At 34.8% G+C, this 11,663-nt stretch carries 12 protein-coding genes; 7 read left to right on the forward strand and 5 right to left on the reverse strand.

The features are described from left to right. Positions 1-19: 19 nt before the first annotated feature. The 5 genes from FXF36_RS16115 to FXF36_RS16135 all read right to left on the reverse strand — a co-directional run bounded on the left by FXF36_RS16115 (position 20) and on the right by FXF36_RS16135 (position 5,043). Positions 20-634, reverse strand: a complete 615-nt coding sequence (locus FXF36_RS16115) for a TetR/AcrR family transcriptional regulator (protein ID WP_151626115.1) — start codon at positions 632-634, stop codon at positions 20-22. Between the two features lie 79 nt (positions 635-713). Then, a complete protein-coding gene (locus FXF36_RS16120; RefSeq protein ID WP_151626117.1) occupies positions 714-1,652 on the reverse strand; it encodes an aldo/keto reductase in 939 nt (312 codons plus the stop codon). 250 nt (positions 1,653-1,902) lie between these two features. Next, a complete protein-coding gene (locus FXF36_RS16125) occupies positions 1,903-3,156 on the reverse strand; it encodes an EAL domain-containing protein (RefSeq protein WP_151626119.1) in 1,254 nt (417 codons plus the stop codon). Positions 3,157-3,711: 555 nt separating this feature from the next. Then, entirely contained in the window at positions 3,712-4,506 is a 795-nt protein-coding gene (locus tag FXF36_RS16130) for a DUF2238 domain-containing protein (protein WP_151626121.1), read from the reverse strand. 153 nt (positions 4,507-4,659) lie between these two features. Then, positions 4,660-5,043, reverse strand: coding sequence for a hypothetical protein (locus FXF36_RS16135; RefSeq protein ID WP_151626123.1), 384 nt, complete (start codon positions 5,041-5,043; stop codon positions 4,660-4,662). Positions 5,044-5,974: 931 nt separating this feature from the next. Between FXF36_RS16135 and FXF36_RS16140 the strand changes: the two genes are divergently transcribed. The 7 genes from FXF36_RS16140 (at position 5,975) to FXF36_RS16170 (ending at position 11,623) form a co-directional block, all read left to right on the forward strand. Beyond that, positions 5,975-6,763, forward strand: coding sequence for a ParA family protein (locus FXF36_RS16140; RefSeq protein WP_151626125.1), 789 nt, complete (start codon positions 5,975-5,977; stop codon positions 6,761-6,763). After that, positions 6,763-7,389, forward strand: a complete 627-nt coding sequence (locus FXF36_RS16145) for a hypothetical protein (protein ID WP_151626127.1) — start codon at positions 6,763-6,765, stop codon at positions 7,387-7,389. Before FXF36_RS16140 ends, FXF36_RS16145 begins: the two co-directional genes overlap by 1 nt. A gap of 793 nt (positions 7,390-8,182) precedes the next feature. After that, positions 8,183-9,577 carry a RepB family plasmid replication initiator protein gene (locus tag FXF36_RS16150; protein WP_151626129.1) on the forward strand — a complete coding sequence of 465 codons (1,395 nt, stop codon included), beginning with the start codon at positions 8,183-8,185 and terminating at the stop codon, positions 9,575-9,577. Positions 9,578-9,666: 89 nt separating this feature from the next. Next, positions 9,667-9,951, forward strand: coding sequence for a hypothetical protein (locus tag FXF36_RS16155; protein ID WP_151626131.1), 285 nt, complete (start codon positions 9,667-9,669; stop codon positions 9,949-9,951). Positions 9,952-10,425: 474 nt separating this feature from the next. After that, on the forward strand, positions 10,426-10,953 hold the full coding sequence (locus tag FXF36_RS16780) for a UPF0236 family transposase-like protein (protein ID WP_151626133.1): 528 nt from the start codon (positions 10,426-10,428) through the stop codon (positions 10,951-10,953). A gap of 13 nt (positions 10,954-10,966) precedes the next feature. After that, entirely contained in the window at positions 10,967-11,269 is a 303-nt protein-coding gene (locus FXF36_RS16785; protein WP_167511451.1) for a hypothetical protein, read from the forward strand. A 105-nt stretch (positions 11,270-11,374) separates the two neighbouring features. Beyond that, complete coding sequence (locus tag FXF36_RS16170; protein ID WP_151626135.1) at positions 11,375-11,623, forward strand: hypothetical protein; 249 nt, start codon at positions 11,375-11,377, stop codon at positions 11,621-11,623. The last annotated feature ends 40 nt before the right edge of the window (positions 11,624-11,663 follow it).

The following is an 11,663-nucleotide window of genomic DNA, read 5'->3' on the forward strand; positions in this document are numbered from 1 at the left end:
TAATTCCTTCTTTCTTCAATCATAAGATCAGCTTTAAAAACTGATAAGTCATTTCATAAATTGTCGTATCCATATGAGAGAGCTTTACCTCATCCATTGCAGATATCTGTTTATCTGTAGGATATGAGTATGGATAGATTCCATACATATATGGGAAGAATGCATATCGTATCTGCTCGCTCTTTTGATTGGACATCTTAAGGTGTTTTTTTAAGCATTCATCAAAAAGTTCTATCGAATTCTTGAAAGTTCTCTTGTAGTCAACAAGAAGCTCTTGCCTGCTGTTTTCCTCTATCTCATACAGATTCATGGCAGAAATTTTCAGAAGTGTCTTACGTTCTTCCATAGATGTTGCTAATGCTTCCGCCAAGGAATCTTTATCCATATCAGAGTTTCTTCCGATAATGTTTTTAAGATCTTCATTCCACTTCATATATTCACGGGTCAAAAGTCCTAAAAAGATTTCTTCCTTAGTCTGGAAATAATTGTATATGGAAGGTCTGGAAAAGCTGGTCTCAGTACTGATTATTTTAATGTTAATGCTTTGAAAACCCATTGTTTCATAAAGCTTTTCGCAAGCATCCATTATTTCCTCTCTTCTTTTATCAATTGTCTCTTTAAGCTCTACTGCCATAATCTATCTCCTTATATCTGTGTAACAATACTCTTATAATAACGTCGAGTTGACACACAGTCAATCAAATGGCAAAAAATTATTCCATCTTTTTTTCCCACATGCGGATAAGATTAAGCTCTAGACTATCTGCTGTATTCTCAAGCATTGCTATTTCATCCTGTGTCAATTCAACATTACATGCTTTCACAGCATCCTCAACATGATTAACCTTTGTTACTCCAATAATAGGCAATGCACCTTTTGCAATTGCCCATGCCACAGGAATCTGTGCTGGTGCTACATCATGTTTATCTGCTACTTCCATAAGCTTTGCATTCATAATCTCAAGTTTATCAAGTACAGGATTATAAGTCTCTGCCCTTCCCGAGCCCGCAGGCATCGGATGCTTAGTATCATATTTTCCTGAAAGAGCTCCCTGTTCAAGAACCATGTATGCCCAGAACTGAATGCCATTCTCTTTGCAATAATCAACGATACCAGAATCCTCTGATGATCTGTTTAATAAACTGTAGTGATTCTGTACTGCACCAAGTCTAAGACCATGCTCTTTTAAGATTCTGTCAGCTTCCTTTATCTCAGCAAGATTATGATTTGAAACACCTATTACAGGAACGTTATCTTTACCCTCAAAGTGCTTTGCTACTTCTGTAATCCACTTTGGTGCATCTAAAGGATTATGCACCCAGTATATATCCATACTGTCAATGCCCAGCATCTTATATTCAATATCCAGCATATCCTCAACTGGTGTTATGGAAGAATAATCCATACACTGAGGGGTTAATTTGTCTGATATGATATATGAATCTCTTGGAAGACCTTTTAGAAAGCTTCCCAAAGTCTTTTCCGATGTTCCCATACCATATACATATGCTGTATCCCAGAGATTAAGTCCATTATTCATAGCAGCATCAAATATAGGTTTAAGAGAATCAGCTGTTAAGCTTCCGCCAAATGTTCCATCATTGCCCCATGCCCATGCACCAAGTGCAATCTTAGGTAATGCTTTTGTCATTTTTATGTACTCCTTTCTGTTGACGTCGTGTCAATTGTTGATTGCATCATATCACCTTCTTGACACTGTGTCAACTGATTTTTAATAAAAAAAATAAAACATATTCGCTTGAGCAAAAATATGTTTTAAACTAAAACGGCCCATCAAGAGCTTTCGCGGCATAAATCCATTGGTTTATTCCACGGTCTCTTGACAGGCCTAGACCTCCTGCTTGTTATCGGGTGCCGATAACAGGGGCTGTTGGATTGGATTATTGGCTAGCCTTTGGATTTTGGCTATACCCAAATCTTACATTTCCTACATACGTATCATCACTAAAGTCTACATAGTGAATAAAGGAAACCATAAATATATCATTACTATCTGGATGATGCATAAAGTAATCTTCAAAGGCTACCTTATGATATTCTCCTTCTTCAGTACGTTGACCTACTATTCTTACAACTGACTTTTCGCCTCTATTATATGCTTCAAGAAGGTTTTCTCTTGTAAATGCTTTATCTAAGATATCCATATCCTCTTCTTTACACATACTTCTTGCAAAGTTATAGCCTTCTGTATAGCTTCCTGTTTCAGGAAGAAGTGTATTCATGAGGGTTTCTCTTTTCAACACATGGTAACTATCTCTTGTCAGGTTTGTAAGGATTACCATATGGAACTTACTATAGACTGCATCTATAAGTGCTCTTACCTGACCGAAAGCTGTCTGAGATGCAAATGGATCAAAGAAGTCTACATCTACAGGAGCTTCATTAGTACACATGTCGAAAAACTCATCATGTGGTACAGGCTTTGAAAACAGGTATCCCTGGATATAATCACAATCGCAGGTATTTATAAAATCAAGTTGCTCTTTTGTTTCTACACCTTCTACCACTGTTGTAAGACGAAGGCGGTGTGCCATATAGAAAACGGATTCAAGTGTGATTCTTCCTTTTTCTGACTGGCAGTTATCCTCCAAGAAGGATTTATCTATCTTTAGTACTTTTGCAGGAACATCTTTTACAAATGAAAGGGACGACATACCTGAGCCGAAGTCATCAATGGATACTGTATATCCTGCTGCTTCTACTCTTTGAACCCAGGCGATAACATCTTCTTTTTCAGCTACTACATCAGATTCTGTAATTTCTACCCCAAGCAAGCTCTTATCAATATTATACGCTTCTACTAGCTTATCAAGCTTATCTACAAAGTGTTCATCCTTAGCGTGTTCTCTTCCGAAATTTACGCTTATCTTTATAGCTTTATCGCCAAGCTCTTTGATTGTTTTACAAGCTTCTTCTGTTATATACCAATCTACTATACTTACCTGGCCTTTTGACTCAAGTTCTGGGATGAACTCTACTGGTGGTACTATGGTGCCATCTGGCTTTACCCAGCGAACCAGTGCTTCGGCTCCGCCGATTACACCTTTTCTTGGATTATACTGTGGCTGATAATATGCCTGCAGCTCATTATTTTCCATGGCTGCAACTATTTCGTTAATTAATTTTCCTTTCATTTTTTCCTCAAATGTTATATAAAACGCATAAAAACCAATATCAGATTATACTGTCACGATTTGGTTTTGTCAACAAATTGTTGTTACAACTCAACTAATTGTTACTACTTTAATATCTCGATACTTCCAACGATTGGAACTGGCTTTTCTTCTTCTCTTGACGCTCTAAATTCTTTTATTTATTTTTTTGAGGAGCTTTGATGAGTTTTAACGGTTATAACTATTTTAACTATATTAACTATTAGAACTACGCATTAATATATTTATATAGTATTTCCATAATTTGCGTGTATAATATGTGCCATGGGAAATAATATTTCAGCTAACAAGGAATCTAATATGGGAGCCTTAAATCCGAAAGTCTCTAAGATTATGGATATCCAGACTTTTTAGGAGGGTGTAAGAAAAGGGCTTTATTCTGATTCTAAGGGTACTGCATACCTTATCTTGAATGGAACAATGTTCAATACCTATAACGTCTACATTGATCGTCGCAGAATCACTAAGGCTGGTTCCATTATCAGCTTTGTCTCATAGATATTTCCTCTTTTCGAATTATTCTGTTGGCTTGATTAATAAATTTTCCGCTATGGTAGATTTTTTCGAATATTTAAGCGTAATATAGCCAATAATACTAAACACTACTGCACCAACTAGATTTACCATTAGATCTTTCATAGTATCGATTATACCGATATCTAAATAACCACCAGCAATATAGTAAGTATCCCCTTGAGATGTCTTTACAACCGTCTCCGAAATATCTCTTATAACAACTGGTATACCACTATTATTAGGGTCCAGTGTTACAGAACCGATAGTCTGGACAATATAATCCTTTTGCATATCAAGATAGAATAATTGATCCATACTAAATTCGAAGAACTCCCACAAAACACCTATCGTCATAGAAAAACAAAATGCTACAAGAGTTAAATAGAATGGCGATAAGTTAAAATTCTTACTTCCACGATTTAATAGATATATAAGAGAAAAACCAATAGCAGCGCACAGAAAACCATTCATGGTATGTAGCATTGTATCCCATCCAGGAATGAGTACGTAATAATGATTCACCTCTCCTAATATCTCAGCTGCATATATAAATCCAAATATAATAGCTTGAAACACTGCTGGAAACTCGATTTTCATCTTCTTTTGCAATAGTGCAGGCAACAAGAAAAGAAGCAATGATAAAATACATATCATCGCACTTTCAAAATTTCTTGTAAAAATGCATCTGATTAATGTCAGTATCACTAAGCCTCTGAGAATAAGATAAAAAATAAATGTCCTCTTATTTTTCTTATAGCTGTCTTCTAAAGAATTTTTATAGTCAAATATCTTCATTATTACTAGTAGCTCCTCCTACTTTTGCAAGATTTCTATTTCAAGGTAATTAATCATCGATTGCTATCCTATTTTTCTGTGATTGATTATAGCTAATCTTAAGACATGAAAAAAGCCCTCTGCTGAATGCAAAAGGCCTTGTAATAACTATATTTACTTAATACCGTTTTCTTTACAGAGCGCTTCAAACTTCTCTGGATCACGCTTCTTTAATAAATCAATACGCATCACTGTACCAAGCTCTTTAAGTATCTTTTCATGTGGATAATCGGTCAATTCAAAGATTCGTTCTCTTTCATGTTCTGTAGCCCCTTCAAATCCTTCAACTACCCAAAAGAACAACGCTATGTTCCCACAAAGCACATTACAGATTTTTTCTACGTCACCTGTATCTACATCGTAGGAATATTCAACCAAAAACTTTTCTATTGATTCATCACTAACACCTGATTGAGCTTTTACATCATCAACAGTTAGGCCTTTTAGTTTATAGAAGAAATCTATCGCGTCCTTTACTGCTTGTTGTTTCTCTGTCATAAATAAATTCCTCCATATTTTATTGCTAGAAATAGAGTATAGCCATAAAGTACGGAGGGTTCAAGGAACAAAGTATTAAATTTATCTTAAGTATTTAGCGCAACATCCAAAGCACAGTACCCTAGTAGTATTTAAAAAAGCATAGAATTATTCTTAAAACTATAGACCACATTATTGTGTGGGAATTTTTTTATGAGATTTATGATAGATTATAGTATAATTATATCTGTGATGGGGATTTGTTTGTGTTTTTACGTTTACTCTATCATCTAGCTGCTGGTTATAGCTTGTAAGCTTCAAATTATGCTCTATTTCTTCATGTATTGCTTTAAACGAATATTTTACCGTTAATACATATATTAGGCTTTTTTTTCGAATTTGACCATGTGTAGTTAAAATAGTTCTTTTAGATATTTATGTTATAAGAGTTATTAATATTCTTTTAGTTCTAAATCTTATTCTAGTTAATATATTTCTTTTTATTCCAATAGTTGTTATCGTTAATTATGTTCTAACATATATCTCTTGCATTTTAGTTCTATTAGATATAATTTATACTTCTTGTATTTGTAATATCTCTTAGCTTTCATGTGCTTGTATTCTTTATAATATTTATTTTCTATACTTTACTTGTAATATTTAGAATATCTCATAGCTTTCTTTTATTTAGTGCAAATAGAATACTTGTTGAAATTAAATTGCTTATAATATATAATGCTAATGTAATAACTATTTTGCTTTAGAGATTTAAATGATATTAAAGAATAGATTTCTTTGAGGTGTTTTAGTTCTAACAGTGAAATCTGTTAAATGAGATATTTTTGAGAAATTAGTTCTTTCATATATATATTGTATTTAAAGTAAATAGAATGCATTAGAGAATTAAGAGACATCAAATATTTAAATGACATCATGTATAGGAGAGAAATAAATGAAAACAATTGCAATATGTATAGGTAAAGGTGGTCAATGGAAAACTAGCCTTACAGTCAACATGGCATACCTTCTCAAGGAAAAAGGATTAAAAGTTTTAGTAATCGATTGTGATACACAGGGAAACGCTTCTTTAACATTCAAGGCTGACATGAATGATGCAACTTTATATGATTGCTGGGTAGAAGAGCGTAGACCTATGAATCCAATGGATTGCGTACAGCATACAGAGCTTGGTGATATCATCGTAGCAGATTCGCTCTTATCCGACTTAAATACCCTTATCATGAATCCAGACCATAATTTGGACTATACATCACTAAAAACAAAGGTATTCGACAAATTAGAGGGTTATGATTACGTTTTAATGGATTGCCCACCTGATCTTACAGGCTGCATTAACAAATCAGTTCTTGCATCAGTAGACGAAGCTCTTATTCCTCTTGTAGGAGATGCATACTCAATCCAGGGATTAGCAAACCAGTACAAGCTTATCCAGTCACTTTCATCAGGTGAGCACCCAATGAACCCTAATTTAAAGGTAAATGGCTTTGTTGTAACAAACTTCACCACCAACAGAAACGTTAAAAAGAACCATTATGAGAACGCAGTAGCAATTGCCAACAAAATGGGAACAAAGGTATATAAACAGTACATTAGAGCTTGTAAAGACGGTGAAATGGCAATTGATAACAGAGAAGCAGTAGTAAAATCAAAGCCATGGTGCAACAGCTCAGTAGATTATAAAGCATTCATCGAAGAATTCTTAGAAAGTGAGGGCAAATAATGGCACGTTCAGCAAGTGGAGATGGATTCTCAGTAAAACCAAAGAATACAAACACATTAGATTTATTTGATGATTTAATGGCTACAACACCTGCTCCAGCGGAGCCAAAAGTTGAGCCTAAAGTAGAACCTAAAAAGGTAGAAAACCCTAAGAAAGAGCCTGTAAAGAAAGAGGAAAAGAAGGTCGAAGCTCCTGCCCCAAAGAAGGAAAGTGCTCCTAAGGAGAAAAAAGAGGAGCCTAAGGTAGAAAAACCAAAAACTCCTTCAAAGCCTGTAAAATCAACAGTTGAATCTCGTTACAACGAGCCTAGAAAGTCAATTACTATCTCTGTTCTTGAAGATGAAGACATGTTTTTACGTTTCCATGCAGCAAGAAATGGTATTTCAAGACAAGACTTACTGGAAAAGATCTTCACTGAAGAAATTGATAAGTTAAATGCTGGTGATTTACCAACACTTGAAGAAATCAAGCCATACATGAAGCAATTAAAAGAACCAACAAGATTTACAGCAATGCTTCAGGCAGATTTAATTGATGATATAAAGAAAGCTGCTAGCTTAGCTGGCTTAAGGCCGACAAGCTTTATGGCTTACGCAATTCACAAAGCACAATTAAATGTAAAATAGATTTATCAAGGGGGCTTAACCATAACGAGTTAAGTCCTTTTTTTGTGCATCCCCCTAGGGGAATAAAATGAAAAGGTAAAAGCATAGAAAGGTATATATGTATAGGGAACGTCTTATAAACGTTGATTTTATGGGATTTGTCGAGATTAACTATGAAAAACCGCACACTAAAAAATGATAAACCACCCACTTTTCCATGATAAAAGGCACACTGAAAAATGAAATGTAGCACACCAAACGATGAAATCCCACACTCTAACTATGATAAGTTGCACACCGAGAAAATAAATAACGAAAAATCAAGCTTTCTGGGACCCGAAAAAAAGAGAATGGTATCGTAATTCAACATGAATTATGACAGATTGCACACCAAAATGGGCTTAATTATGAAGAAAGGAATAGTTTTTCATAATACAGTGTGTAAGTTGTCATAGAAAGTGTGTACTACTTAACTGATAATGTTTTTATTTGTTTGAGAATAAACTGACAAATAATCACTATAAAATACTAAAAATGATAAGTCGCACACCGGTAAAAATAGAAAAATGAAAAAGTGTGCAAGATATCATAATATGGTGTGTGATTTATCATAATAGGCCTAAAATAAGGATTTATAGCCATCTATTCTTATCATTTTTGCGATTTTCTTTGATTTAGTGCAGTGTGCGCAGCGTCATAGAAACTTCTAACTATGACAAGTCACACACTACGATGAAAAGTAAATTAATTTATCATTTTTCTTGTTATTATGAAAACAAATGGATATAATCATAGTTAATAAGGAGAGTGTGTCATGAAGGGACCAACCTATTTTAATGAGAATGAGATCACCATCTCTGAGACAAATAGGTATAAGTTGACTTCAAATGGCTATGACGGCCAGATGGAACTTACACCTAGCGGAGATGTTATTGATCCAGCCGAATTGAATGCTCCAAAACCTATGGTAATAAATGAAGATGGTTCAGCTGCTGTAGATTCGTCCTTAGCGGAAGTGCCTCCCAAAATAGGAAGTAACGACTTTTTACAGTTGATAGCATCAAAGCCAGAGGAGGCAGTTAACTATATCTGTTCATTACAGAGTAATAACAGTCCTGCGAAACGTGGTGGCGTAAATATTACATATAGGCCAGAGATTCTTTTCCTTAGATCTAGACAAAACTATACATTATATGAAAACAACATTATGGATATCCTTTTAGCAGAGATGTCATCAAAGCCAGACAACAGGGTCTATGAGATTCCGGTTAAGGAATTAGATGAAAGACTTGGATATTCAAAAGGAAGTAAGCAGGGATACAAGGTATTCAAAAAAGCTTTACCTCTTCTTAAAGAAAAGGTAATTATGGAGTTCAACCTTCCTGTTGCGGATGGTATGCATACATTTAGATTCCCTTGGTATTTAGCTCTTGATGAGTTTATTCCAAAGGAAGGTGAAGCTGGAGAGAATAAATTCACATTCCAACCATCACCATTCTTCGAAGCTTTTGCTAAAGCGTCAGGAATTCTTCACGGTGCTTACTATAGTACACAGCTTTTATCCCAGATTTCAGCCGAGTATAGCCGTAATGTATTCTACTTACTTGAGACATATAAGAAGTACAGAGCTTATCCAGGCGGTCCAATTGGAGAAGTAGAATTTGCTCTTGATGAATTGAAGTTCTACCTTGGTATGCCAGTATCTTATAAGGCTGGTGATATTAAGAGAGTTCTTGAAAGAGCAAGGCGTGATCTAGAGGGAATTGAAAATATTGATGTTTCGTTTACCTGTAGTGAGCACAAGCAAGGAGTAAAGAGTGTTGGGTACTTAGTCCATATTTCAGACATCTATGCTAGAGAAAAGGGTAGAGAGATTGCTGAGAAGGCAGTTGTGGATATAGAAGATAAGCACAAGGACCTTTATGTCTTGCTTACAGACTTCGGATTGAACGAAGAAGAGGCAAAATCTATTATTGAAACTTATATCAACTACAATAGAACCCTTATGGATGTTATGAAATCGATAACAAGTATCAATAGTATGAAGAATCCTCGTTCAAAGTATTCATTGCTTAAGACAAAACTTGTTACTGGAGAGTTTGAATACAATGCTCCAGAAAAAAATGAAAAACCTAAGAATGGATTCCATAATTTCCAACAGAGAGATTATGATATGGATGACTTAGAAAAAAAATTATTAGGACAGTAATCCTAGATTTTATAAGGCTTCAGCCGCTGGCTGAGGTCTTTTTTTTATGAATTTTTGTTCAAAAGTCCAAAAATGGGACATTGGCTTTAATGGAGGCGCAAGAGAGAAAGGATAAAAATATATTAAATGAATTTAAATTTTTAGGTCGTCTTGCAGATGATCCATCAGTTGCAGAGAAGTACACAAGATTTCCTCTTGCTGTAAAGCAGGATAAGAGAAATGTGCCAAATGAAAATACAGACACACTGTTACATGACCTTATCTCTGTAAGCAATAACAGTATTCTTTCAGTTGGTTACCAGCCACTGGATTCAATGATAGGTTATTCAGCGGCTACAAGAGATATAAAAGGGAAACTTTTATATCTTTCATGAGGTTAAGCATAATGAAAAACGCTCAGGTATCATTAGTCATGAGAAGTTCTTGCATATGATTGATACCATCAATAATTCCATTGCAAATACCATATATCTTACATTGGGACTCATATCTACAGATGTTTAATCAAGGATGTAATGTGGCGCCATATAGCAAGATAGGCTATTATTTTTGGTGGGAAAGAAGCCAGAAATCCTGAATTTTCTTGTGGTTGGCGATTTTTTGAAGGTGAAGCCTCAGCTGATTTTAAAATAGCAAAAATTCTATCAAAATTTGCCACGGCATAATCAAGTAAGTATTAGCAAAGTGGCGAAATATCTGTGAAAAAGCTGTTTCAAAGTTGTGAAATTGTGGTTGAGTTTGCTAGAGTAAAATTTTTATCGGAAAATTAAACAAATAAAAAGAACATCCTTCTTTGTGATAAGATATTGGTTTGCGAAACAATACTAACAAGGGAGGATGTTCTTTTTATGGAAGAAATTATAAAGTATTTCGCAGATGTTTTCATCACAAATTTATATGATGCTAAGAGTGATTTTTATAAGAATCCACAATCGTTAGCTGAACTGGTCATTGCAACTAAGAAGGAAACAGATGAGTTAGGACGATTGTTCATTCAGTCTGTGCTGCAGGAAATGGATACACTTTTAAAGGAATTACCTAAGAGAAAACGCTTATGGAATGTAGAACATAAGGCAGATGCCAGACAGGTTCTTACAACACTTGGAAGAGTTACTTTTACAAGAACACTTTACGTTTCAAAGAACTCAAATTCAGATGAGAAGGAAGAATTATGCTACCTGTTAGATAAGTTGATTGGTCTGGGCGATAATCAGCAGATGACAGAAGACGTTATGGCGAACATTTATAGTGAAGCTGTTCAGACTTCATATCGGAAGGCTGGAGAGGTAGCATCTATTCCTGAAGGAGTTACTAAAACAACTGTAAAAAATTTGCTTCACAAGACAAAATTCCCCAAAGAATTTCCAGATTCCTGAAATAAAAAAGGAAGTGGATTATTTATACATAGACGCAGACGAGGATCACTATCATCTTCAGTTTAAAGAACAACGTGGTGATTTAGAATACCACGATTACGGTAGAAAGCTAAATGGTGCTATTAATAAGATTATCTACGTATTTGAAGGAATAGAGCCTGAAGCACCGAGAAGTAAACGAAATAGACTTGTTGGAACACACTATTTTTGTCGTGGAGATGAACAGGACAATAAAGAGTTATGGAAGGAAGTTTTTGATTATGTAGAGGCAACATATGATGTAGAAAAAAATAAAGAAAATATATATAAATGCTGACGGAGGAGCATGGATAAAAAACTGGATATAGAGGTTTAGCCAATGTAACATTTTGTATTAGATGAATTTCATATATCAGAGCATGTTTCTAGAATAATTTCACACATGAAGGATTCTAAAGATGATGTAAGGATTGAAATATATAAAACGATAAGAAGCAAAACAAATGCTGATTTTCTAAAACTGGTTGATAGAATAAAAGAATACACTTCTTCAGAAAATATACTTGCAAAAATATCGGCTTCAGCTGATTACATAAGTTCAAATTGGATGGCAGCTAAATATCGCTTAAGAAAGCATGAAGGAGTGTTGGCCTGTTCGGCAGAAGGGCATGTATATCATGTGTTATCCTAGTAGAATGAGTACGCAAGCGATGGGCTGGAGTAAACATGGA

Origin of the sequence: Pseudobutyrivibrio xylanivorans (assembly GCF_008935055.1) — a bacterium.
In the GTDB taxonomy this organism is placed as follows: domain Bacteria; phylum Bacillota; class Clostridia; order Lachnospirales; family Lachnospiraceae; genus Pseudobutyrivibrio; species Pseudobutyrivibrio xylanivorans_A.

Excerpts from the sequence above, each read along its gene's own strand:
- FXF36_RS16140 (WP_151626125.1), top strand. The coding sequence starts at position 5,975 with ATGAAAACAATTGCAATATGTATAGGTAAAGGTGGTCAATGGAAAACT.
- FXF36_RS16120 (WP_151626117.1), bottom strand. The coding sequence starts at position 1,652 with ATGACAAAAGCATTACCTAAGATTGCACTTGGTGCATGGGCATGGGGC.
- FXF36_RS16780 (WP_151626133.1), top strand. The coding sequence starts at position 10,426 with ATGGAAGAAATTATAAAGTATTTCGCAGATGTTTTCATCACAAATTTA.
- FXF36_RS16155 (WP_151626131.1), top strand. The coding sequence starts at position 9,667 with ATGGAGGCGCAAGAGAGAAAGGATAAAAATATATTAAATGAATTTAAA.
- FXF36_RS16115 (WP_151626115.1), bottom strand. The coding sequence starts at position 634 with ATGGCAGTAGAGCTTAAAGAGACAATTGATAAAAGAAGAGAGGAAATA.
- FXF36_RS16125 (WP_151626119.1), bottom strand. The coding sequence starts at position 3,156 with ATGAAAGGAAAATTAATTAACGAAATAGTTGCAGCCATGGAAAATAAT.
- FXF36_RS16170 (WP_151626135.1), top strand. The coding sequence starts at position 11,375 with ATGAAGGATTCTAAAGATGATGTAAGGATTGAAATATATAAAACGATA.
- FXF36_RS16130 (WP_151626121.1), bottom strand. The coding sequence starts at position 4,506 with ATGAAGATATTTGACTATAAAAATTCTTTAGAAGACAGCTATAAGAAA.
- FXF36_RS16150 (WP_151626129.1), top strand. The coding sequence starts at position 8,183 with ATGAAGGGACCAACCTATTTTAATGAGAATGAGATCACCATCTCTGAG.
- FXF36_RS16145 (WP_151626127.1), top strand. The coding sequence starts at position 6,763 with ATGGCACGTTCAGCAAGTGGAGATGGATTCTCAGTAAAACCAAAGAAT.
- FXF36_RS16135 (WP_151626123.1), bottom strand. The coding sequence starts at position 5,043 with ATGACAGAGAAACAACAAGCAGTAAAGGACGCGATAGATTTCTTCTAT.